The sequence below is a fragment of the Actinosynnema sp. NPDC004786 genome (assembly GCF_053601135.1).
The window spans coordinates 117,673-139,991 of record NZ_JBSGBG010000011.1; the positions used below are offsets into that span (position 1 = coordinate 117,673).

The 22,319-nt window shown below is 73.2% G+C and carries 23 protein-coding genes and 1 pseudogene; 14 read left to right on the plus strand and 10 right to left on the minus strand.

Annotation, left to right across the window (positions count from 1 at the left end):
* Nucleotides 1–48: 48 nt before the first annotated feature.
* Nucleotides 49–222, minus strand: a pseudogene (locus tag ACWEFJ_RS12220) (Lrp/AsnC family transcriptional regulator); the annotation flags it as partial.
* 91 nt (nt 223–313) lie between these two features.
* Between ACWEFJ_RS12220 and ACWEFJ_RS12225 the strand changes: the two are divergent.
* The 3 genes from ACWEFJ_RS12225 (at nt 314) to ACWEFJ_RS12235 (ending at nt 3,031) form a co-directional block, all read left to right on the plus strand.
* Nucleotides 314–1,129 carry a tryptophan 2,3-dioxygenase gene (locus tag ACWEFJ_RS12225; RefSeq protein WP_378082808.1) on the plus strand — a complete coding sequence of 272 codons (816 nt, stop codon included), beginning with the start codon at nt 314–316 and terminating at the stop codon, nt 1,127–1,129.
* Nucleotides 1,126–2,247: a kynureninase gene (gene kynU, locus ACWEFJ_RS12230; RefSeq protein WP_449713787.1), complete on the plus strand. Its 1,122-nt coding sequence runs from the start codon at nt 1,126–1,128 to the stop codon at nt 2,245–2,247. The genes ACWEFJ_RS12225 and kynU overlap by 4 nt, the downstream gene beginning before the upstream one ends.
* A gap of 346 nt (nt 2,248–2,593) precedes the next feature.
* Nucleotides 2,594–3,031: a hypothetical protein gene (locus tag ACWEFJ_RS12235; RefSeq protein ID WP_449713788.1), complete on the plus strand. Its 438-nt coding sequence runs from the start codon at nt 2,594–2,596 to the stop codon at nt 3,029–3,031.
* Nucleotides 3,032–3,137: 106 nt separating this feature from the next.
* Here ACWEFJ_RS12235 and ACWEFJ_RS12240 read toward each other — a convergent pair whose 3' ends face one another.
* Nucleotides 3,138–3,863: a Fic family protein gene (locus ACWEFJ_RS12240; protein ID WP_378082812.1), complete on the minus strand. Its 726-nt coding sequence runs from the start codon at nt 3,861–3,863 to the stop codon at nt 3,138–3,140.
* A gap of 91 nt (nt 3,864–3,954) precedes the next feature.
* Between ACWEFJ_RS12240 and ACWEFJ_RS12245 the strand changes: the two genes are divergently transcribed.
* The 5 genes from ACWEFJ_RS12245 (at nt 3,955) to ACWEFJ_RS12265 (ending at nt 9,486) form a co-directional block, all read left to right on the plus strand.
* Complete coding sequence (locus ACWEFJ_RS12245) at nt 3,955–4,524, plus strand: GNAT family N-acetyltransferase (protein WP_449713789.1); 570 nt, start codon at nt 3,955–3,957, stop codon at nt 4,522–4,524.
* 202 nt (nt 4,525–4,726) lie between these two features.
* Nucleotides 4,727–6,703 carry an acetate--CoA ligase gene (gene acs / locus ACWEFJ_RS12250; protein WP_449713790.1) on the plus strand — a complete coding sequence of 659 codons (1,977 nt, stop codon included), beginning with the start codon at nt 4,727–4,729 and terminating at the stop codon, nt 6,701–6,703.
* A 91-nt stretch (nt 6,704–6,794) separates the two neighbouring features.
* On the plus strand, nt 6,795–8,021 hold the full coding sequence (gene nhaA / locus ACWEFJ_RS12255) for a Na+/H+ antiporter NhaA (protein WP_378082966.1): 1,227 nt from the start codon (nt 6,795–6,797) through the stop codon (nt 8,019–8,021).
* A gap of 59 nt (nt 8,022–8,080) precedes the next feature.
* Complete coding sequence (locus tag ACWEFJ_RS12260; RefSeq protein ID WP_378082819.1) at nt 8,081–8,551, plus strand: phage holin family protein; 471 nt, start codon at nt 8,081–8,083, stop codon at nt 8,549–8,551.
* Nucleotides 8,552–8,559: 8 nt separating this feature from the next.
* The gene (locus tag ACWEFJ_RS12265; RefSeq protein ID WP_378082820.1) at nt 8,560–9,486 is read left to right on the plus strand and encodes an alpha/beta fold hydrolase; all 927 of its coding nucleotides are present in this window, start codon (nt 8,560–8,562) and stop codon (nt 9,484–9,486) included.
* A gap of 14 nt (nt 9,487–9,500) precedes the next feature.
* Here the strand turns inward: ACWEFJ_RS12265 and ACWEFJ_RS12270 are convergent, their stop codons facing one another.
* Genes ACWEFJ_RS12270 through nth form a run of 4 tightly spaced genes read right to left on the minus strand, consistent with a single transcriptional unit; the run spans nt 9,501 to nt 12,720 of the window.
* A complete protein-coding gene (locus ACWEFJ_RS12270) occupies nt 9,501–10,688 on the minus strand; it encodes a MarP family serine protease (protein WP_378082822.1) in 1,188 nt (395 codons plus the stop codon).
* The gene (locus tag ACWEFJ_RS12275) at nt 10,689–11,357 is read right to left on the minus strand and encodes an NUDIX hydrolase (protein ID WP_378082825.1); all 669 of its coding nucleotides are present in this window, start codon (nt 11,355–11,357) and stop codon (nt 10,689–10,691) included.
* On the minus strand, nt 11,354–11,956 hold the full coding sequence (locus ACWEFJ_RS12280) for a TlpA family protein disulfide reductase (RefSeq protein WP_449713791.1): 603 nt from the start codon (nt 11,954–11,956) through the stop codon (nt 11,354–11,356). The genes ACWEFJ_RS12275 and ACWEFJ_RS12280 overlap by 4 nt, the downstream gene beginning before the upstream one ends.
* The gene (gene nth, locus ACWEFJ_RS12285) at nt 11,953–12,720 is read right to left on the minus strand and encodes an endonuclease III (protein ID WP_378082828.1); all 768 of its coding nucleotides are present in this window, start codon (nt 12,718–12,720) and stop codon (nt 11,953–11,955) included. The genes ACWEFJ_RS12280 and nth overlap by 4 nt, the downstream gene beginning before the upstream one ends.
* Nucleotides 12,721–12,961: 241 nt before the next feature.
* On the opposite strand from nth, the gene ACWEFJ_RS12290 reads away from it, so the two are divergent.
* The 4 genes from ACWEFJ_RS12290 (at nt 12,962) to dnaN (ending at nt 16,909) form a co-directional block, all read left to right on the plus strand.
* The gene (locus ACWEFJ_RS12290) at nt 12,962–13,213 is read left to right on the plus strand and encodes a hypothetical protein (RefSeq protein WP_015097743.1); all 252 of its coding nucleotides are present in this window, start codon (nt 12,962–12,964) and stop codon (nt 13,211–13,213) included.
* A gap of 198 nt (nt 13,214–13,411) precedes the next feature.
* Nucleotides 13,412–14,086 (plus strand): Crp/Fnr family transcriptional regulator, encoded by a 675-nt coding sequence (locus tag ACWEFJ_RS12295; RefSeq protein WP_033441932.1) that lies wholly within the window; start codon nt 13,412–13,414, stop codon nt 14,084–14,086.
* A 458-nt stretch (nt 14,087–14,544) separates the two neighbouring features.
* Entirely contained in the window at nt 14,545–15,774 is a 1,230-nt protein-coding gene (locus tag ACWEFJ_RS12300) for an MFS transporter (RefSeq protein ID WP_449713792.1), read from the plus strand.
* A 31-nt stretch (nt 15,775–15,805) separates the two neighbouring features.
* Complete coding sequence (dnaN, locus tag ACWEFJ_RS12305; RefSeq protein WP_449713793.1) at nt 15,806–16,909, plus strand: DNA polymerase III subunit beta; 1,104 nt, start codon at nt 15,806–15,808, stop codon at nt 16,907–16,909.
* Between the two features lie 439 nt (nt 16,910–17,348).
* Here dnaN and ACWEFJ_RS12310 read toward each other — a convergent pair whose 3' ends face one another.
* From ACWEFJ_RS12310 to ACWEFJ_RS12320, 3 genes are all read right to left on the minus strand, one after another.
* Nucleotides 17,349–17,711, minus strand: a complete 363-nt coding sequence (locus ACWEFJ_RS12310) for a winged helix-turn-helix transcriptional regulator (RefSeq protein WP_449713794.1) — start codon at nt 17,709–17,711, stop codon at nt 17,349–17,351.
* Nucleotides 17,712–18,181: 470 nt separating this feature from the next.
* Entirely contained in the window at nt 18,182–18,964 is a 783-nt protein-coding gene (locus tag ACWEFJ_RS12315) for an MBL fold metallo-hydrolase (RefSeq protein ID WP_449713795.1), read from the minus strand.
* A complete protein-coding gene (locus ACWEFJ_RS12320) occupies nt 18,961–19,725 on the minus strand; it encodes an NUDIX hydrolase (protein ID WP_449713837.1) in 765 nt (254 codons plus the stop codon). Before ACWEFJ_RS12320 ends, ACWEFJ_RS12315 begins: the two co-directional genes overlap by 4 nt.
* A gap of 67 nt (nt 19,726–19,792) precedes the next feature.
* Between ACWEFJ_RS12320 and ACWEFJ_RS12325 the strand changes: the two genes are divergently transcribed.
* Both ACWEFJ_RS12325 and ACWEFJ_RS12330 read left to right on the plus strand, forming a co-directional pair.
* Complete coding sequence (locus ACWEFJ_RS12325) at nt 19,793–20,149, plus strand: hypothetical protein (RefSeq protein ID WP_378082841.1); 357 nt, start codon at nt 19,793–19,795, stop codon at nt 20,147–20,149.
* A gap of 8 nt (nt 20,150–20,157) precedes the next feature.
* Nucleotides 20,158–21,057 (plus strand): Gfo/Idh/MocA family protein, encoded by a 900-nt coding sequence (locus ACWEFJ_RS12330; protein WP_449713838.1) that lies wholly within the window; start codon nt 20,158–20,160, stop codon nt 21,055–21,057.
* Between the two features lie 47 nt (nt 21,058–21,104).
* On the opposite strand, the gene ACWEFJ_RS12335 is transcribed toward ACWEFJ_RS12330, so the two are convergent.
* Nucleotides 21,105–22,319, minus strand: coding sequence for a hypothetical protein (locus tag ACWEFJ_RS12335; RefSeq protein ID WP_449713796.1), 1,215 nt, complete (start codon nt 22,317–22,319; stop codon nt 21,105–21,107).

The following is a 22,319-nucleotide window of genomic DNA, read 5'->3' on the forward strand; positions in this document are numbered from 1 at the left end:
CGCGATCACCGGCCGTCCCACCGCCGTCGGGTCCACGGTGGCGCGGTAGCCCGTGATGACGCCCGCGTTCTCCAGCCGCCGCACGCGTTGCGCGACCGTCGGCGGGGAGACGTGCACGCGCCGGGCCAGCTCGTTGTACGACAGCCGCGCGTCCTCCTGCAGGGCCTCCAGCAGGGCCCAGTCCACGCCGTCGAGATCGGTGCTCACGACCGCAAAGCTACTCGCCTGAACGCTTTCCGGTCATAAGACTTTTCCCTCGATCCCCATCCGTTGCCCATTCAACCAACCCGGATGCGCGGTCATCATGGAAGACATGACTTGCCCCGTCTCACCCAAACTCGACTTCGGCGGCACGACGCCCTACGAGGACTACGTGCACGCCTCCGTGCTGCACTCGCTGCAACAGCAGTGGTCCAAGGACCCGCGTGAGATGTCGTTCCTGGTGATCACGCAGGTCATGGAGCTGTACTTCGGCCTGCTGTGCTTCGAGTGGCGGCAGGCCCAGTCCGAGCTGCGCGCCGACGACCTGCGGGCGGCGGTCCGCACGCTGCGCCGCAGCGACCTGCACATGCAGGCGCTCAACGCGGCGTGGCGGCCGATCGCCCGGATGACGCCCGCCGAGTTCAACTCGTTCCGCGACGCCCTGGGCGAGGGCTCCGGCTTCCAGTCGGGCCGCTACCGCGAGGTGGAGTTCCTGCTCGGCGAGAAGTCCCGGTCGATGCTCGTGCCGCACCGCGCCGTGCCGCGGCAGCACGAGGCGCTCGAAGCGCTGCTGCACGAGCCGAGCCTGTACGACGACGTGCTCGCCGCCCTGCACCGGCAGGGCCTGCCGATCCCCGAGGACGTGCTCCGCCGCGACGTCAGCGAACCCTACGAGCCGAACGCCGAGGTGGAGGCCGTGTGGGCGGGCATCTACCGCGACGGGTCGCGTGACCTGCTCGAACTGGGCGAGGCGCTGACCGACATCGCCGAGGAGTTCGCCCGCTGGCGCTACGACCACCTGCTCGCCACGCGCCGGTCGATGGGCGCGAAGGCCGGCACCGGCGGTTCGGCGGGCGTCGCGTGGCTGGAGAAGCGCACGCGGCGCTCCGTCTTCCCCGAGCTGTGGACCGCCAGGAGCCACGTGTGAACGACCCGTTGGCACACACCCGTGACCTGTTCGACCTCGACGACGACGTCGTGTACCTCGACGGCAACTCGCTGGGCGCGCCGCCGAAGGGCGTCGCCGAACGGGTCGGGCACGTGGTGCGCGAGCAGTGGGGCCGGCGGCTCATCCGCAGCTGGTCGGAGGGCTGGTGGGAGGCTCCGGAACGGATCGGCGACCGCATCGGCCGGCTCGTCGGGGCCGGTCCGGGGCAGGTCGTCGTCGCGGACTCGACCAGCGTGAACCTGTTCAAGGCGTTGATGGCGGCGGTGCGCAACACCGACCGGTCGGAGATCGTCGTGGACGCGGGGACGTTCCCGACCGACGGGTACATCGCGCGGTCGGTGGCCGAGCTGACCGGGTTGGCGCTGCGCCCGGCCCCGCCCGAGGAGCTGGACCTGCGGGACACGACGGCGGTCGTGCTGCTGAACCACGTCGACTACCGGACGGGCCGGCTGCTGGACATGGCGGAGCTGACCCGGCAGGCGCACGCGGTGGGCGCGAAGGTGGTGTGGGACCTGTGCCACAGCGCGGGCGTGCTGCCGATCGAGCTGGACGCGCTGGGCGTCGACCTCGCCGTGGGGTGCACGTACAAGTTCCTCAACGGCGGGCCGGGGTCGCCCGCGTTCCTCTACGTGCCGAAGGCCGCGCAGGCGGGGTTCGAGCAGCCGCTGACCGGGTGGACGGGCCACGAGGCGCCGTTCGCGATGGCGTCGGAGTACACGCCGGACCCGGGCGTCTCCCGTGCGCGGGTGGGCACGCCGGACATCATCTCGATGCTCGCGCTGGACGCCGCCCTCGACGTGTGGGACCACGTGGACCTCAGGGACGTGCGCGCGAAGGGCCTGGCCCTGACCGCCCACTTCCGGTCGCTCGTGGAGGGCCTGCCGGGCATCGAGGTGATCACCCCGGCCGACGAGTGGCGCGGCCACCAGGTCTCCCTGCGCCACCCCGACGCCGCCCGGCTCATGGCCGGGCTGATCGAGCGCCGGGTGATCGGCGACCACCGCCCGCCGGACGTCCTGCGCTTCGGCTTCGCCCCGCTCTACAACACCTTCGACGACGCCGACCGCGCCGCCACCACCCTGAAGGAACTCCTCTGACCCCGTGACGGTCGGCCGGTCCGGGGGTCGTCGGCACGGAAACCGAGGGTCCCTAACATTGCCGGATGCGTGTCGGTGTGTACGTGGACGGTTACAACCTGTACTACGGAGGGCGCAAGCACTGCGGCCGCGGCACGGCCGGGTGGCGGTGGTTGGACATCCGAGGGCTCGTCGGGACGCTGTTGGCCGAGAAGGCGACCGACTGGCCCTCGGCCCGACCCGCCCGGATCGTGTACTGCACCGCGCGGATCAGCGCCGCCCACAACGCGTCCGGCTCGCAGGACCAGGACGTCTACCTCAAGGCGCTGCTCGCGTCGGGCAGCGTGGACCACATCGACCGCTGGCCGTGGAGAAGGGCGGCAGCGGGAAGGGCAGGCATCACCCGGTGCCGGTCGCCCCGGCGTGGCCGATCATGGTCCAGAGCGGTGGCGCGCCGGTCGCCGACGCCTTGTTCATGGCCTCGGTGGCGACGTTCGAGGAGAAGGGCTCGGACGTCAACGTGGCCGCGCACCTCCTGGTCGACGTCCTCACGGCCGCGGTGGACGCGGTCATCGTGATCAGCAACGACAGCGACCTCCGGCTGCCCGTCCACGAGGCGTGGAACCGGGTGCCCGTGGGCGTGGTGAACCCCGGCGGGGGCTACACGGCAGGGGCCCTGTCCACGAACGCGGGCAGCGGTCTGGGCACCGGCAACCACTGGTGGCGCACCCTGGGCCCGGACGACTACACCGACCACCAGCTCCCCGACCCGGCCGGCCGCTACACCCGACCACCGGGCTGGTGACGTCGCGCCGGCCCGTTTGATAAGCCGACGACCACCGGCTAGCCTGGTCCCATACCCGCCCGGTCCCTCGTGGGCCGGGTTTTCCTTTGCCCGCGTCCGCGACCTCCTACGTGGCGGCGGCGTCGGCGATGGAGCGGGCTTCGCGGGCGCCGGACTGGAGCGCTTCGCACCAGAACAGGATCCAGCGGGCGACGCCGTCCGGGTCGCCGGTGGAGAAGCCGTGCAGGGCGGCGGCGTAGTCGTCCTGCCGGCGCAGGCACAGGACCTCCGGCACGCCCAGCGACTTCGGGTCCAGGCCCGTCGCGATGGACGCCAACCGGGACGCCGCCCGCGCCACCACGCCGTTGGCCGTGTCGAACGGGGCCAGGGACATCAGCTCGCCGTGCACCACCGCGACCAGCAGCGGGCCGGGGACCGACGTGCCGCCGGCGACCAGTCGGGCCAGCAGGTCCAGGCGCTCGGACACGCCCGGCGCGGAACGGGGACGGCCCAGTTCGCCGCCCAGGTCCGCGCCCGCCAGCACGTGCAGCCGCGCCAACGCCTGCAACGGCGCGCGCTGCCACGTCGGGAACACCACCCCCAGCGACTCCGCCACCCGCAACGCCCCCGCCAGCACGGGGTCCGACACGGCGCCGTCCGGCGGGATGGCGGTCGAGCCGCCGTCCAGCGCCGCCGACGCGCGGGCGGCGCGCACGGACGCCTCGGCCGCGGTGGTCGCCCAGCCGCGCAGGTTCACCCGGTGCCGGTGCACCTGGAACACGGCGTCACGCGCCGCGGCGACGGCGTCGGCCACACCGGGCAGGTCCAGCAGCGGGGCAAGCGGATCGGTCACGCCGCAGCACACTACCCGCCGGTAAGTGGCCATCTGAAACTGATCGAAAATGGCCGTGCAAAGCGGCCACTGACGGATTTATCGTCGAGGTGTGAACTGGTACGACCGCCCTGTGCTCATCGGCGACCACGTGCGCCTGGAACCGCTCGGCCCGGAGCACGCCGAGGGCCTGCACGAGGCAGGCAAGGACCCCGAGATCTGGACGTGGCTCAGCACCCGCCAGCCGGCCACCGTCGACGAGACCCGCGAGTACATCGAGCGCAGCCTCGCCGACCCGGACCGCGTCGCGTGGGCCCAGATCGACCCGCGCACGGGCGAGGTCGCGGGCACGACGTCGTACTACGAGATCGACCCGCGCAACCGCGGCCTCTACATCGGCCACACGTGGATCGGCACGCGCTGGCAGCGCACCGCGCTCAACACCAACGCCAAGTTCCTGCTCCTCCGGCGCGCGTTCGAGGACCTCGACGCGCTCCGCGTCGGCTGGCACACCGACCTGCGCAACGAGCGCTCCCAACGCGCCATCGAACGCCTCGGCGCGACCCGCGAGGGCGTGCTCCGGGTGCACCGCGTCAGACCCGACGGCACCCTGCGCGACACCGTCGTGTACTCGATGACCGCCGAGGAGTGGCCCGCCCTGAAGGCCAGTCTGCGAACGTGACGGGAGTCACGCCGCGTGCCGCTGGTCGCAACCTACGTGTCGTTCGGCGGAATCGCGGTGGTCAGCGGGCCCGCACCGGGTTACACAGTTACCCACGCGTTTCGAACTCGGCCGAAATTGGTCTGAACCTTTTGGGTGCGCAGTGAGCTGAATCGCACTACGGTCAGTGCGCACCCCCACGGATTCAGGAGGTCCGCCCGCCATGACAGAGCCGCAAGCCGCCCTGGACAACCTGTTGACGGAGAACAGGGCGTTCCCGCCCAGCGACGACTTCGCCGCGCAGGCCAACGCCACCGCCGCGCTGTACGAGGAGGCGGACGCCGACCGCGAGGCGTTCTGGGCGAAGCAGGCCGAGCGGCTGTCCTGGGACACGAAGTGGGACCGGGTCCTCGACTGGTCGAACGCCCCGTTCGCCCGGTGGTTCGTCGGCGGCAAGCTCAACGTCGCCTACAACTGCGTCGACCGGCACGTCGAGTCCGGCCACGGCGACCAGGTCGCCATCCACTGGGAGGGCGAGCCCGGCGACAGCCGCGCCATCACCTACGCCGACCTGCAGCGCGAGGTCTCCAAGGCCGCGAACGCGCTCATCGAGCTGGGCGTCGGCGCGCAGGACCGGGTCGCCATCTACATGCCGATGGTCCCCGAGGCCATCTTCGCCATGCTCGCCTGCGCCCGCCTCGGCGCGATGCACAGCGTGGTGTTCGGCGGCTTCTCCGCCGAGGCGCTGCGCACCCGCATCGAGGACTCCCGGGCCAAGCTCGTGATCACCACCGACGGCCAGTACCGGCGCGGCAACCCGGCGCCCCTCAAGACCGCCGTGGACGAGGCCGTGGCCAACGCCGACAGCGTCGAGCACGTGCTCGTGGTCAAGCGCACCGACACCGACGTCGAGTGGACCGAGGGCCGCGACGTGTGGTGGCACGACCTGGTGGACCGCCAGTCCGACCGGCACACGCCGGAGGCGTTCGACTCCGAGCACCCGCTGTTCATCCTCTACACGTCGGGCACCACGGGCCGCCCCAAGGGCATCCTGCACACCTCCGGCGGTTACCTGACCCAGGTGTCGTACACGCACCACAACGTGTTCGACCTCAAGCCCGACACCGACGTCTACTGGTGCACCGCCGACATCGGCTGGGTCACCGGGCACAGCTACATCGTGTACGGGCCGCTGGCCAACCGGGTCACGCAGGTCGTCTACGAGGGCACGCCCAACACCCCGCACGAGGGCAGGCACTGGGAGATCGTGCAGAAGTACGGCGTGTCGATCTACTACACCGCGCCGACGCTGATCCGCACGTTCATGAAGTGGGGCGCGGACATCCCGGCCAAGTACGACCTCTCCAGCCTGCGCGTGCTGGGCAGCGTCGGCGAGCCGATCAACCCCGAGGCGTGGATCTGGTACCGGGAGACCATCGGCGCGGGCCGGACGCCGGTCGTGGACACCTGGTGGCAGACCGAGACCGGCGGGATCATGATCTCGCCGCTGCCCGGCGTGACGGCCGCCAAGCCGGGTTCGGCGCAGCGCCCGCTGCCCGGCATCGGCGCGAAGGTCGTGGACGACCAGGGCAACGAGGTGCCGCACGGCGGCGGCGGTTACCTGGTGCTCGACCAGCCGTGGCCGGGGATGCTGCGCGGCATCTGGGGCGACGACGAGCGCTACCGCGACACGTACTGGTCCCGGTTCGCCGAGCAGGGCTACTACTTCGCGGGCGACGGCGCGAAGTACGACGCCGACGGCGACATCTGGCTGCTGGGCCGGGTCGACGACGTGATGAACGTGTCCGGGCACCGCATCTCCACCACCGAGGTCGAGTCCGCGCTGGTCTCGCACCCGACGGTGGCCGAGGCCGCGGTCGTCGGCGCGTCCGACCCGACCACGGGCCAGGGCATCGTGGCGTTCGTGATCCTGCGCGGCGGGGTGGCCGAGGGCTCCGACGGCGCGGAGGCGATCAAGGCGCTGCGCGACCACGTGGCCAAGGAGATCGGCCCGATCGCGAAGCCGCGGCAGATCATGGTGGTGCCGGAGCTGCCGAAGACCCGCTCGGGCAAGATCATGCGCCGGCTGCTGCGCGACGTGGCGGAGAACCGGCAGGTCGGCGACGTGACCACGCTCGCTGACTCGTCCGTGATGGACCTCATCTCGAACGGCCTGAAGTCGGGCGCCTCCGAGGACTGAGCACGTCCGGAGGGGTCCGCCGGTTCGTCGGCGGACCCCTCCGGGGGTTAGGGTGGTCCCCGGTGAGCCGGGAAGCCTGGTCGGCACGACGATGGACCGTGCCCGACCACCCGGAGTTGACGTGAACCGCATCCGTCCCGCCGCCGCCGAGTTCGCCCGCTACCTGCGCACCGAGACCGTCGGCGGCACGGTCCTCCTGGTCGCCACCGTCGTCGCGCTGGTCTGGGCGAACTCGCCGCTGTCCGGCGCCTACACGGCGGTGCGCGACTTCCACGTCGGCCCGGAGTCGCTGCACCTGAGCCTCAGCGTCGGCGACTGGGCCAAGGACGGCCTGCTCGCCGTCTTCTTCTTCGTCGCCGGGCTGGAGCTGAAGCGCGAGCTGGTCATCGGCGAGCTGAACGACGTCAAGACCGCGATCCTGCCGGTGGTGGCCGCGGTCGGCGGCATGGTCGTGCCCGCGCTGATCGCGCTGGGCGTCGGCTGGGGCGAGCCGGGCGTCGAGCGGGCGTGGGCGATCCCCGTGGCCACGGACATCGCGTTCGCGCTCGGCGTGCTCGCGATCACCGCGTCGGGCCTGCCGAACAGCCTGCGGCTGTTCCTGCTCAGCCTGGCCGTGGTGGACGACCTGGGCGCGATCGTGCTCATCGCCGTGCTGTTCACCGCGTCGTTCGACCTCGTGGCGGCGGCCGCGGCGGTCGCGCTGCTGGCGCTGTACGCGTTCCTCCAGCACAAGCGGGTGACCACGCCGTGGCTGTACGTGCCGATCGCGGTCGGCACGTGGGTCGCGGTGCACGCGGCCGGCGTGCACGCCACCATCGCGGGCGTCGCGCTGGCCCTGCTGACCCGGGTCCGCAAGGACCGCTACGAGCACGAGGCGCCGGCGCTGCGCCTGGAGCACCGGTTGCAGCCGTGGTCGGCGGGTGTGGCCGTGCCGGTGTTCGCGCTGTTCGCGGCCGGCGTCCCGGTGAACGGCGAGGCGCTGGGCGCGTTGTTCACCGACCGGCTGGCGCTGGGCGTGATGCTCGGCCTGGTGGTGGGCAAGGTGGTCGGCATCGTGGGCGCGTCGGCGGTGGCGGTGCTGGTGAAGGCGGCGCGGTGGCCGAGCGGCGCGGGGCCGCGCGACATCGTCGCGGTGGCGGTGCTCGGCGGGGTCGGGTTCACCGTCAGCCTGCTCATCGCGGACCTCTCCCTGGACGGGCAGGCGGCCGAGCAGGCGAAAGCCGCCGTGCTGCTGGCGTCGTTGACGGCGTCGTCGCTCGCCGCGGTCCTGCTCGTGCGGCGCGGCCGGGCGCACCGGCGGGCCGACGACGACTCCTGATCGTGCGGAGATCAGCCGGTCGGGCGGCCGCCGCCGGGCGTGCATGGCACGATGAACCGGTGACCAGCGCTCGGGAGAACACCAACGGCAGCGGACTGCCACCCGTACCGTCGATCCCGTTGACCGCGGAGAGCGCGGCGAAGATCGCGGCAGAGACGTCCATCGGCGGCCTGGTGCGCGACGCCACGGCCCACCTGTCCACGTTGGTCAGGGCGGAGGTCGAGCTCGCCAAGTCCGAGGTGGCGGGCGAGATCAAGAAGGGCGTGAAGGGCAGCGTCTACTTCATCGTCGCGCTGACGGTGCTGCTGTTCAGCTCCTTCTTCTTTTTCTTCTTCGGCGCGGAGCTGCTGGACGTGTGGCTGCCCCGCTGGTCGGCGTTCCTGATCGTGTTCGGGTTGATGCTGGTCACCGCGGTGCTCTTCGCGTTGCTGGGCTACCGCAAGGTGAAGAGGCTGCGCGCGCCGCAGCGCACGATCGACTCGGCCAAGGGCACCGTCGCGGCCCTGCGGCACCGCGGCGAAGACCGCTGAACCGCGCCGTGCGGCTGCCACCGGACCCGTCGACCGCCCGGGTGCCCGGCCCGTGGGCGCACCGGGACGTGTCCGCGAACGGCATCCGGCTGCACGTCGCCGAGCTGGGCGAGGGCCCGCTCGTGCTGCTGCTGCACGGGTTCCCGGAGTTCTGGTGGACGTGGCGGCACCAGGTCGTCGCGTTCGCCGAGGCGGGCTACCGCGCGGTGGCCGTGGACCTGCGCGGCTACGGCGACTCCGACAAACCGCCGCGCGGCTACGACGGGTTCACGCTCGCCGGCGACGTCGCCGGCCTGGTGAAGGCGCTCGGCGAACCCCGCGCGCACCTCGTCGGGCACGCGTGGGGCGGCATGCTGGCGTGGACGGTCGCCGCCATGCACTCGCGGCTGGTCTACTCGGTCACGGCCGTGGCCGCGCCGCACCCCTTGGCGTTGCGCCGCGCGATCCGCCGGCGCCCGCGCGGCCAGGGCCGGGCGAGCGCGCACCTGTTCCGCTCGCAGCTCCCGCTGTACCCGGAGCGGTGGCTGACCCGGGACCGGGGCGCGGCGGTGGCCGGGATGCTGCACGCGTGGGGCGGTCCGAAGTGGAGGGTGTCGCCCGAGTTCGACGAGGTGGCGCGCCGCAACCGGGAGGCGTTCCTGGTGCCCGGCGTCGCGCACAGCTCCATGGAGTACCACCGGTGGGCCGTGCGGTCGCAGCTGCGCGGCGACGGCCGCCGGTTCGCCGAGGCGGTGGACCGCCGGCTGGACGTGCCGGTGCTCCAGCTGCACGGCGCGCTCGACCCGGTGATGCTGCCGTCCACCGCGGCCGACTCGGTCCCGTGGACGGGCGCGCGGTCGTCGTACCGGGTGCTGCCCGAGGTCGGCCACTTCCCGCACCAGGAAGCGCCGAACACCACGAGCCGGATGGTCACCGACTTCCTCGCGACGGTCTGACCGGCGACGGGGTTTCAGGAGGCGCAGGTCTGGGTCGAGACCCGGCGCACCATCGTGGGCGCCTTCGCCACTTCCTCCGCGACCTCCTCGGCGGTCAGCACGAAACCGGTCTCCTGGTCGTCCACGGCCGCGCCGAACACCACGCCCATCACCCGGCCCTGCGGGTCGACCAGCGGGCCGCCGGAGTTGCCGCTGCGCACCTTCGCCCGCACCGTGTACACGTCCCGCGTCACGGTCTGCGCGTCGTAGATGTCCGGCCCGCGCAGCATCCTGATCCGCTCCCGCACCCGCGCCTCGGACGCGGTGTACGGGCCGTCCAGCGGGTAGCCGAGCACGATCCCGTCCTCGCCGGGCTGGATGTCGTCGGTGCGGAACTCGAGCGGCGTCGCCTCCAGGTCCGGCACGGCCAGGATCGCGACGTCGGTCTGCGCGTCGTAGTGCACCACCGTGGCGTCGAACTCGCCGATGCCCACCTCGACGCTCACGTCGGTGGTGCCCGCGACCACGTGCGCGTTCGTCATGACCCGCTCCGGCGCGATGACGAAACCCGTGCCCTCCAACGCCCGCGAGCACGACGGCGCGCGTCCGCGCACCTTGAGCACGCTGGGCTCCAACCGCCGCACGATCGGGTCGGCGCTCAACGCCGGGTCCGGCGGGCCCACCTCCCGCATCGGCGTCCGGTCGAACGGGTCCATCGCGGCCGGGAAGCCCGACACGTCGAACAGCTTCCGCAGGTCGTCGGCGAGGGTGCGGGCGGCGGGCGGCATGACGTCGTCCACCGTGGACAGGATCACCGACTGGTTGAGCGTCTTCGCGAGCGACGGCAGGCCCGCGACCATGGTCAGCGGCAGCGCGATCATCCACGCCACCACGAACACCACCGCGCCCTGCACGATCGCGCCCAGCGCGTTGTCCACGCCGCGCAGCGGGCTGGAGTTGACCCGGGGCTTGATCGCGCGGCCCACGTACACGCCGAGCGTCTCGCCCAGCGCGACCAGCAGCACCACGATGCCGACCGCGAACACGACCTTGGTCACCACGTTGTCGAACCGGGCGACGACCAGCGGCGCGAGCTGCGTGCCGAGCACCAGGCCGACCAGCACGCCGAGGAACGCGGGCAGCGCCACGACCATGCCCTGCCGCGCGCCGGAGACCGCGGCGAAGGCGGCCAGCGCCAGCACGAGCAGGTCAACCCAGTTCACTCACACCTCCACCGCCGCCCGGGCCACGTCGAGATCGCGCACGTCCGCGGTGTCCCACGGCCGCTCCCACCCGCCCAGCGCGAGCAGCCCGTCGAGCAGGCCGGCGGTGAAACCCCACACCAGCATGCCCGGTGCGGAGAACGCGGGTCCCACGAAACCGGACGGGTGGCTCACCCGGAACCGGTTCGCCGGGTCCGCGAGGTGCGCGATCGGCACCCGGGCCACGGCGGCGGTCTCGGCCGGGTCGACCGGCGCGACCGGCGACGGCGCGTCCCAGTGCGCGAGGACCGGGGTCACGACGAACCGCGACACCGGCACGTACAGCCGGGGCAGCGTCGCCACCGGCCGCACGCCCTCGCGCAGCACGCCGGTCTCCTCGAACGCCTCGCGCAGCGCGGTGTCCACCGGGCCGTCGTCGGTGGGGTCGGCCGCGCCGCCGGGGAAGGCGACCTGGCCGGGGTGCGAGCCGAGCGTGTCGGCGCGGCGCAGCAGCAGCACGTCCGGGCCGTTCGGGCCCTCCCCGAACAGCATCAGCACGGCGGCGGGCCGCCCCGAGCCGTCCGGCGGGGGCGTGAGGCGGGTGAAGGCGCGGGCGTCGATGTCGGCGGTGGCCTTCACCAGGCCGCGCATCCACTCCGGGACGTCGTCCGGGTCCACCAGGGCGGTCATCCGACCACCTCGCGCACCTGCTCCACCGACGTGAACACCACGGGCTCGTCCACCAGGTCCAGCGAGCCGTCCGCGCGGGCCACGTAGGTCACCGGCAGCCTGCGCGGCACGCGCAGCGCCTGGCGCACCGCGTCGGGCGGGTCCGCCACCGCCGGCAGCCGCACGCCGAGCTTCGCCAGCAGCTCCAACCCGTCGGCCTCCTTGCTCTCCACGAGCACCGCGACCACCGGGACCGCGCCGGGCTCCCGCGCGTAGGCGTCCAGCACCTTCAGCTCCTCCTGGCACGGCAGGCACCAGGTGGCCCAGAAGTTCACCACGGCCCGGCCCGGCACGGTGGCCGCCACGTCGACCGGCCGGCCGTCGCCCAGGCACGTGACCACGACGCCGCGCAGCGGCTCCGGCCCCGGCGCGTCCGGCGACCCCTGCGGGCACGGCGGGAGCGCCGCCCGGGCGCGCACGTCGTCGAGGTCCGCGGTCGGCCGCGTGCGGGTCGGGATCGCGGCCTGCTCGGCCGGCCCGGGCGAGCGGGGCCACAGCGCGACCACGCCCGCCACCGCCAGCACCAGGGCGACGACGGACCAGCGCGCGGCGGTGCTCACGCCGGCCTCTCCCCCGCCCGGACCCGCTCCGCCAGCTCGATCAACCGCGGCGCCTCCTCGCCCTTCACGAGCTTCCGCGCCTTCTCCGGGTCGACCTGGCCGATGCCGTAGGACGGGCACTGCGGCGCGAGCAGGCAGGCGCCGCAGGCGGGCGTGCGGGCGTGGCACACGCGGCGGCCGTGGAAGATCGTGCGGTGCGAGAGCAGGGTCCACTCCTTGCGCTCCACCAGCGCGCCGACGGCGTGCTCGACCTTCACCGGGTCCTCTTCGGACGTCCAGCCCCAGCGGCGGACGAGCCGGCCGAAGTGCGTGTCCACCGTGATCCCCGGCACACCGAACGCGTCGCCCAGCACGACGTTCGCGGTCTTGCGGCCGACGCCGGGCAGCGTCACCAGGTCCTCCAGCCGGCCGGGCACCTCGCCGCCGAACCGCTCGACCAGCGCCGCGCCCAGGCCCATCAGCGACGTGGCCTTGTTGCGGTAGAAGCCGGTCGACTTGATCAGCTCCTCCAGCTCGGCCCGGTCGGCGGAGGCGTAGTCGGCGGCCGTGCGGTAGCGCCGGAACAGCGCGGGCGTGACCAGGTTCACCCGCACGTCCGTCGTCTGCGCGGAGAGCACCACGGCGACGAGGAGTTCCAGCGGGGTGGTGAAGTCCAGCTCGCAGTGCGCGTCCGGGTAACCCTCGCCCAGGATCCGCACCATGCGTCGTGCCCGGCGGACCAGCCCCAACCGCGTCTCCGGCTGCTTCACCGCGCTCTTCGCCATGCGACGAGGTTACTGGCCGCCGCCACGCCGGCGGCGGCTCGGTCGGCCGAGCCCCGTCACCCGGAAGTCCCACCCCGCGGGTGACGGGCTTCCCGGGCGGCGACCGGTTTGAAGGGCGACGATCGGGGGCAAGCAACCACGGGCCGACCGCACACGTCTTCTCGACGGACCTCGAACCGACACGCCGGAGTGACCCCCCTTGACCGCGCGCCGAACCGGATGCGCAAGGATCGGAGCCATCATGACTGCCTGGTTCGTCATCGCCGTTCCGATCGTGATCATGTTCTTCGCGCTCTTCATGGAGCGCGTGGAAGCTCGTCTGCGGCACGTCGCCGTGCAGGAGGACGAGGTCGAGGAGTTCCTGGAGTCGGCCCGCCCCGACGAGGTCAGGGCGCTCTACGGGCACGGCATCGGCCGCGCGCTGGAACTGTTCCGGCTGCGCCGGCTGGGCGGTCGTGCCAGGAACCTGCGCCAGCGGCGTACCCGCCGCTAAGCGGGGAAAGGACCGGCGAGGCCCACGGGGTCAACCCCCGCGGGCCTTATCGGGCTGTCCGGGCTGGTGGGGCGGCGCGCCGAAAGGCGATCCCCACCACAGCCCTTAGACTGCACTCAGTGATCGGCGGCAGGCGCTGATCCGCCAGAAGGCGGAACGCGCTCAACCATGCCGCCGCGTCTCGACAGGAGGGACGAGGTGGACGAGACCCTGGCCCGCGCGGGCATCTTCCAGGGGGTTGAACAGGCCGCGGCGGAGGCGCTGGCGCAGACGCTCGAGTCAGTCGAGTTCCCGCGTGGCCACGTGATCTTCGCGGAGGGCGAGCCGGGCGACCGGCTCTACATCATCCAGTCCGGCAAGGTGAAGATCGGCCGCAAGTCGCCGGACGGCCGGGAGAACCTGTTGGGGATCTTCGGTCCGTCGGACATGTTCGGCGAGCTGTCGATCTTCGACCCCGGTCCGCGCACGTCCACCGCCACCACGGTGACCGAAGTGCGCGCGGTCAGCATGGACCGCCCCGCGCTGCGGCAGTGGATCACCAACCGGCCGGAGATCGCCGAGCAGCTGCTGCGGGCGCTGGCCCGCAGGCTGCGCCGGACGAACTCGATGCTGGCCGACCTGATCTTCACCGACGTGCCCGGCCGCGTGGCCAAGGCGCTGCTGCAGCTCGCGCAGCGCTTCGGCAGCCAGGAGGCCGGTCTGCTGCGGGTCACGCACGACCTGACGCAGGAGGAGATCGCCCAGTTCGTGGGCGCCTCGCGCGAGACGGTGAACAAGGCCCTGGCCGACTTCGCCCACCGCGGCTGGCTGCGACTGGAGGGCAAGAGCGTGCTGATCCTCGACCCGGAGCGCCTGGCCCGCCGCGCCCGGTGACGAGGAGGTCGACGCGCGGCGTCGTCGCCGGACGACGTGGCCGCGCGGTGTCGACGGACAACAAGACCGGGCGCCGCCCCCGACGCGGCGCACCGGTCTTGTTGGCGCACGGCCCATCCCCCGACAGACCGCGCTCTTCCCACACCTCCGGCGCTCGCAGGCCCCGACCCTCGTAGCGCCGGAAGGAGGCTTGGTTACCCGCGGCGACGTGAGTCGAAACGGGTGGTGGTGGCTGCTTCCACGATCGCACGGCCCCCACCCCGCAACTCAAGCCCGTTCACCCTCAAGGACCCTCTGTTCAGCGGTTTCCCCAGGTGGTTTCACCCGGTCATCCCATTGTTGTAATCGAACTGCAACCCATTCCCGGCCAATGGACCGCCCACGGGCCGGGGAGGCGGTGACGGATCGCACCGGCAAATGACTGGTACGGGCGTACCAGTGTGGTCATACTGGTACGCATGTCCCAGTCTGCCCGCCTCTCCGACTACCGCACCGCCCTGACCACCCCCGGCATGCGCGGCCCCGTCGTCGCGTCCCTGCTCGCCCGCCTGCCGATCGCCATGATCGGCCTGTCGCTGCTGCTGTACGTGCAGCGGGAGACCGGGTCGTTCGCCGCGGCGGGCCTGGTGTCGGCGGCGTCGCTGGTGGGCGTCGCGGTCGGGTCGATCGTGCAGGGCAGGCTGATGGACCGGCTCGGGCCGACCCGCCCGCTGCTCGGCGCGGTGGCGTTGTTCGCGGGCTTCGTGGCGCTGGCGATCGGCGCGGTCGAGGCGGGCGCGGCGCTGGCCGTGCTCGCGCCGCTCGCCTTCCTGGTCGGGCTCACCGAGCCGATGGTGGGCTCCGCGTCCCGCGCGCTGTGGTCGCACGTGCTGCCCCCGGGGTCCGCGCGGCTGGCCGGGTACGCGTACGAGGCCATCAGCATGGAGGTCTTCTTCATCCTCGGCCCCGGCCTCGCCGGGCTGCTCGTCACGGCGCCGTGGGCGGGCACCGGCGTGGTGCTCGGCGCGGTGTCGATGGTGCTCGGCGCGGTGTGGTTCGCGGTGAACCCGACGGTGCGCGGCGTCCGGCCCGCGGCGACGGGCCGCAACCTGCTCGGCGCGTTGGCGTCGCCCGGCATGCGCACGGTCGCGTTGGCGGCGCTGGGCTTCGGCGTGACGATCGGGTTCATCGAGGTGGCGGTGCCCGCCGCGGCGGAGCGCGCCGGCCACGTCGGCGTGGGCGGCCTGCTGCTGAGCCTGTGGTCGGTCAGCTCGGTGCTGTTCGGCGTCCTGTACGCGATGAAGCCGTTCCCGCGCGCGATGCACCTGCGGCTGCCCGTGCTGCTGGGCGGGTTCGCGGTGCTGTCCCTGCTGCTCGCCGTGCCGACCGGGTTGATCGGCCTGGGCGCGGCGCTGTTCGTGGTCGGCACCCTGATCACGCCGCAGGCCACCACCCACTCGGCCGCGATCGAGCAGGTCGCGCCCGCCGGGACGGCCACCGAGGCGTTCGGCTGGGTGGTCACGGCGGTGACGGTCGGGTTGGCGATCGGCCAGTCGGTGAGCGGTCAACTGGTGGAGTCCCACGGCACGGGCGCGGCGTTCGTCGCGGCGGCGGCGTCGGGCTTCCTGATCGCGGTGCTGGTGTGGGCGTTCCGCGGCACCGTGGCCGCCGGCGTGCCCGCCTCGCCGGCCCTGGCCGCGGCGCGCTGAATTGTCGGTGGTCGGGTCTAGCGTCCGCGCCATGGACCTGACCGCCACCACCGCCGACCTCGCCGCCGCCGCGGCCGACGTCGCCCGCCTCCTGCCCACCCGCGTGTACGACCCCGTGCTGGCGGGCCTGGTGCTGCGCGCCGACGCCGGCGGCGTCGAACTGGCGGGCAGCGACCGCGAGCACGCGGTGCGGCTGACCCGTGCGGCGACCGTGCACGCGGACGGCGCCGTCGTCGTGCCCGCGAAACCGCTCGCCGACACCCTGCGCGGCCTGGAGGACCACCAGGTGCGCCTCGTCGTGGAGGGCTCCCGGCTGGCCGTGCGCACGTCGAGGGCCCGCTTCGCCCTGCCGCTGCTGGACCTCGCGTCCCACCCGGGCATCCCCCCGCTGCCGCCCGCCGTGGGCGTGATCGCCGCGCGGGCGCTGGTGGCGGCGCTGGTGCCGGTGTCGAGCGCCGCGTCGAAGGACGACGCGCTGCCGATGTTCACCGGGGTGCGGATGCACGGCGCGGGCGGGCGGCTGGAGCTGATCGCCACGGACCGGTACCGGATGGCGTTCGCTTCGATACCGTGGGGGCCGACAGGCGGGCTGGACGTGCTCGCGCCGGCGGCGGTGCTGGCCGAGGCGTCGAGGCAGCCGGACCGCGACGCGGACGTGACGGTGCACGCCGACGCCGACCGCATCGCCCTGTCGTGGGCGGGTGGCAGCGTGAGCACCGCGCTGCTGGCCGCCCCGTTCCCGGATGATCGAGTGCGGAAGTTGTTGGAGGCGGTCATCGACAGCACGGTGTTGGTGGAGGCCGATGTGCTGGCCGGCGCGGTGCGGCGGGCGGTCCCCTACTCCGGGCCGCACGGTTCGGTGACGTTGCAGGTGGACGACGGCGAGCTGCGGGTGCGGGGCAGTGATCCGCAGAGCGGCGAGTCGGAGGAGTCGGTCAAGGCCACGATCGACGGCAACCGCGTGACGAAGACCTTCCAGGCCCGGTACCTGGCCGATGCGCTGCGCGCGTTCAGCGGGCGGCGGGTGGAGCTGCGGATCCAGGACGGTCTGCGTTCGACGGTGCTGACGTCGCAGGCCGGGGACGACGGCGTGGAGCTGACGTACCTGGTCGTGCCGCTGCGCACCGTCTCCTGACGGCCCGGGGCACGCGTCTCCTGGCCTCCCGGGCCGGACACGATGGGGTGAACCTGGCCGGAAAGTGTACGGAAACACCGTTACCGCACCTCGGTTAAAACGAGGACCGAGCGCCCGACAACCACGCCCCCTGCGCCGGCCGAGCAGGACGCGGCCCGGCGTCCGAGCAAGCCACGTGGCGAGCCCGGCCGGAACGAGAGCCGGCCGGTCCGGGACGCATCGAGCCGAAGCGGATGCGGCCGGGTCGGGACGGATCGGCGGAACGGGAGGGAGGGGTTCGGGCCTGGCCGAACCGGCAGGGACGGGGCGATCGGGCCGAGTCGGAACGAGCCGGAGTGGGCGGGTGGTTGGTTGGCGAGCGGGGCTTGGCGGGTCGCGCGGTCCGCGGAAGCCGGATGGACGGACGGACCGGATCGACGGACGGACCGGCCGGCCCGGTCTACCCCGCGTCGCCGCCGCCGCCCCAGACCCACATCGCTTCCAGCACCCCGCGCAGCGCCTCGCCGCGCGGGGTCAGGGAGTAGCGCACCCGGCTGGGCCACCCCGGCTCCCGCGCCCGCACCACCACGCCGCTCGCCACGAGCTGCATGAGCCGGTCGGCCAGCACCTTGTCCGACAGCGCGGGCAGAGCGGCCGCCAGGTCGCCGAAACTCCGCTCGCCCGCGAGCAGCTCGCGGACGATCAGCGTCGTCCACCGCCCGCGCAGCGCGTGCAACGTGACCTCGACCGGGCAGTCGGGCACCGGGTGGTCGACCTCGCCGTGCGGGTCGCCGGCCCAGGCACTCACCGTTTGGTTGGTCACGCGCCGCCCTCCTAACGTCCCGCACATGATCGCGCGTACCCCCGAGGAGCTGCCCCGCTGTTCGCCGCAGCCTTCACCGCGGGTGACCCCAGTGCCCTGTACGAGCCCGGTGCCCAGCCCGCCGAACTCGCCGGGCACCTCGCGCTCGGCCGGCCGATGACGGTCGAGGTCCGGAAGGTGATCACGCGGGGTGACTTGGCGTTGTTGATCGTCGACTGGCGGATCGGGGACGAGGCCGGCACGGCGACCGATGTCGCGCGGCGGGGTGCGGACGGTGGTTGGCGGTATGCGATCGACAACCCGGGTGGGGTTGGGCGGTAGCGGTGGGGCGAGGGGCGGCGGTGGGCGACGGGCAGGCGGTGGGTGACGGGCGGGTGGTGGGCGGGGTCCTGGGCGGGGCGTGACAGGGTGGGGGACGGTGAGCGGTGGGCGGCCCGCCGTTGGGTGTCACACGGCAGGGGGTGTGGGTGTCACCCGGTTGGGGTTTCGCGCAGGTACTCCAGCTGCGCCCGCACGGACCACTCCGCAGCCGGCCACAGCGCACGGTCCACGTCGGCGTACACCAGTTCGACCACCTGACGCGCGGTCGGGTCGCCGCCCAGGTCCGCCACCGCCGTCCTGACCTGCGCCAACCGCTGCTCCCGGTGCACCAGGTACCCGCCGGCAGCCGCCACGACGTCCGGTAGCTCCGGACCGTGGCCGGGTAGCCCGATCGTGCCCGCCGGCAGCGTGGTCAGCAGCCGCAACGATTGCAGGTAGTCACCGAGTCGCCCGTCCGGATGTGCCACCACGGTCGTCCCCCGACCCAGCACCGTGTCCCCGGTCAGCACCGCGTCGTCCAACTGGAAGCACACCGAGTCGGCCGTGTGCCCCGGCGTCGGCAGCACCCGGATCGACAGGCCGGCCGCCTCGATCACGTCGCCTTCCGCCAGCCCCTGCCCGCCGAGCCGGAACGCCGGGTCCACCGAGCGCACCGGCGCGTCCACCTGTCGCCCGAACGAACGTGCCCCTTCCGAATGGTCGGCGTGACCGTGGGTGAGGAGCACGACCTCCACCGGGGCCTGCTCCGCGATCCGCCCGAGGTGCGCCGGGTCAGCCGGCCCCGGATCGACCACCACGCAGGAGGCGGACCCGGGCGCGCGCAGCACCCAGGTGTTCGTCCCCTCCAACGTCATCAAGCCGGGGTTCTCGGCCAGCAGCACCGACGCCGTGGGCGTCACCGGCCGCAACACCCCGTAGGCCACCGCGCTCACGGCAGGACCACCCGCACCACGTCACCCTCCCGCACCAACTTGGGGATCACCTTCGACACGTCCCGGGTCGCCGCCAGCACCGCCGACACCGACCCGAGTTCGTCCATCTCCGCCAACGTCACCCAGGTGGGCGGCATCAGCGACCGCCGCCCGTCCTTCCAGTCGCGCAGCGCATCGCCCGGCCGTTGCCAGGCCGCGTCCGAGGCTTCCGTGGTCACCCCGTCGGCGACCTGCCCGGACGGCAGCACGGCCACGAAGAAGTACGTGTCGTACCGCCGGGGCTCCTCCTCGGGCGTCAGCCAGTTCGCCCACGGGCGCAGCAGGTCGGCCCGCAGCACGAGCCCTTCGGCGGCCAGGAACTGGGCCAGCGACAGCTCCCGCGCCACCAGCGCCGCGCGCGCCGAGGCGAACGCCGCCGTGTCGGCCACGACGGACGTCGGGGACGGCCCGGCCAGCAGCACGCCGGACTCCTCGAACGTCTCCCGCACCGCCGCGCACACCAACGCCGTGGCCAGTTCGACGGAGCACCCGAACCGGGTGGCCCACCAGGAGGGCGGCGGCCCGCTCCACGCGACGGACGTGTCCGCGTCACGCGGGTCGACGCCGCCGCCGGGGAACACGGTCATCCCGCCCGCGAAGGCCATGCCGGCGACCCGGCGCAGCAGGAACGCCTCGATCCCGGCAGCGCCGTCGCGGACCAGGACGACGGTGGCCGCGTCACGGGGTCGGACCGGCGGTCCGGTGAAGTCCTCGGGCGCCATGTCGGCCGGCAGCACCAGGTCGTGGGGGAGTTCGCGCACGACCCGAGCGTACGAGGATCATCCGTCTGTGGACACCACGCGCAAGGGCTGCCTGGTCAACGTCGCGCTGTTCGTCGTGGGCGCGATCGTGGGCACGGGCCTGACGGCGACGGCCGCCGTCCTCCTCTTCCTCCCCGGCAGCACCGTGACGAGCACGGACGAGGGTTCGCCGAACGTCTACGTGAAGGAGCGGTCGCGCCTGGTCGGTGGCACGGACCACGAGGTGTGGCTGGGCGCGTCGCCGGATCACGGGCACGTCGTGCCGATCCCGGACGGGTGGGACGACACGCCGGAGGTGGTGCGGGGTCCGGACGGCGTGGAGCTGCGGTTCGACCACGGCGGCCGGATCTTCGTGCCGCGCTCGACTTACGTAGGCGGCCGATGAAAGGCAGGATGGGCCGGGTGGACGAACAGCTGCGCGTAGGACTCGTCGGTGCCGGCCCGTGGGCGACCTCGGTGCACGCGCCGGGTATCGCCGACCACCCGGGCACGCGTCTGGCGGCGGTGTGGGCCCGTCGGGAGGACGCCGCGGCGGAGGTGGCCGCGGCTCACGGCGCGGCCGTCGCCCGGACGCCGGAGGAGTTGTTGGCGCAGGTGGACGCGGTCGCGTTCGCCGTGCCGCCCGAGGTGCAGGCGGGGATCGCGGTCGAGGCGGCCCGGTCGGGCAAGCACGTGATCCTGGAGAAGCCGATCGCGGGGAGCCTGGCGGACGCCGAGCGGCTGGCCCGTGCGGTGGCGGACGGCGGGGTCGCTTCGCTGGTGGTGCTGACCAAGAGGTTCGCCCCGGAGACGCAGGAGCAGTTGGCGCAGTTGCGGGAGGCGGGCGGCTGGGTGGGCGGGAGCGCGCGGTGGTTGAACGGCGCGTTGCTGGGTGGTCCGTACTCGCGGTCGCCGTGGCGGCACGAGCGGGGTCCGTTGGACGACGTGGGTCCGCACGCGTTCGACCTGCTGGACGCGACGCTGGGCACGATCACCGACGTGATCGCCGCGAACCGGTCGGAGCACGGTGTGTGGCAGGTCGTGTTCCGGCACGAGGGGGGTGCGACGAGCGTGGCGACGATGACCATGTCGTTGCCGTTGAACCCGGGCATCGCCGAGGTGGTGGTGTACGGGGAGCACGGTCACCGGGTGTTGGCCGATCGGGGCACGACGGCGCGGCAGTGCTTCACGAACCTGTTGGACGACTTCGTGGCCATGGTGGACAGCGGCACGCCGGAGCACCCGCTGGACGTGCGGCGTGGTCTGCACCTGCAGCGGGTCATCGACCTGGCGCGGCGGAAGGCGGAGGCTTAGGTCGCGCGGTGTGGCCCGGCCCCTCGTGAGGGGCCGGGCCTGCCGGTTCAGCCGGGGTACTTGCCGTTGCTCGGCTTGGGCATCCCGTTGACGTATTCCGGGCCGCCGGGCCAGGACTGCTGCTCGCGCTGCGCCAGTTCTTCGTGCAGCTGTTGCAGCAGTGCCCGTTCGCGGTCGCTGAGCTTCGCGTCCACGGTGGGCGGGAGGTGGACGGCCGCGGGCGGCTGCCCGTCGGCCAGCGCGGCCTGGAGCGCGGCGAGGTCGTCGGGGCCGAGTTCGGTGGTGACCTCGGCCCGCGACAGCGGGTGGTCGTCCGGGAACGCGAACACCGGGGCCGGCGGCCGGTCGGCCGCCGGGGGCTCGGCGACCGGCTCCTGGTGGGCGTCGTCGGCGCGCGTGTCCTCGGCGGGCGCCTCCGCCCGCACGTCGTCGGTCACGTGCACGTCGTCCGCCACGCGCGCCTCGTCGGCCGGTCGCGGCTCGTCCTCGACGACGTCCGCCACCGGTTCGAGCACGGGGAGCCGCTTGACCGGCTTCGGCGGGAACGGCTGGGCGCCTTCGTAGGACTCGACGCGGGACCGACGTGACTTGGAGCCGTTCTGGGGTTCGACAGGCACCGGTTCCGGCTCGACCACCGGTGCCTGGCCCCGCGACTCACCGTCGAACCACGTGGCCGGGTCCGGTATCTGCGGGCGGTCGGTGGTGCCGGCGGTGAAGAACACCTCGCGCGCCGTGGTCACGGCGGCCGCGTGGTACTCGCCGAGCTGGGTGCCGACGGTCAGCACCTCGACCGACGCCCGGATGCCGGCTTTGCGCAGCACGGTGTCGACCCGGTAGGCGGTGGCGGGCGCGAAGCCGGCCGGGCCGATGTCCACCAGGACGACGCGCTGCGGCAGGGGCCCGGGGGTGGCGCCCGCCGGGCTGGACCGCCAGGTGGCGCGCACGCCGCGCACGTCGGGCAGCACCGACAGGGTCTTGCCGAGCACTTCGCCGAGGCCGTCGGCCGGGTCGTTGTCGACGCTGAACCGGTGCCGCGCGGACGGCACCCGCTCGACCGCGAAGAGGCGGTCGGCGAGGGTGCGGTCGGAGCGGACCTCGCCGAGCAGCCAGCCGATCTCGTGGCGCTCGTCGGAGGACACCGGGATGCGGCCGGCGAGCAGGCAGCCGACGACCAGTTCCACGGCTCTGTCCAGCTCGGCCACCGCGAGCAACTCCCGAGCCTGGGTCAGCGCGTCGTCGTCGACGCGTCCGGCCAGCGCCAA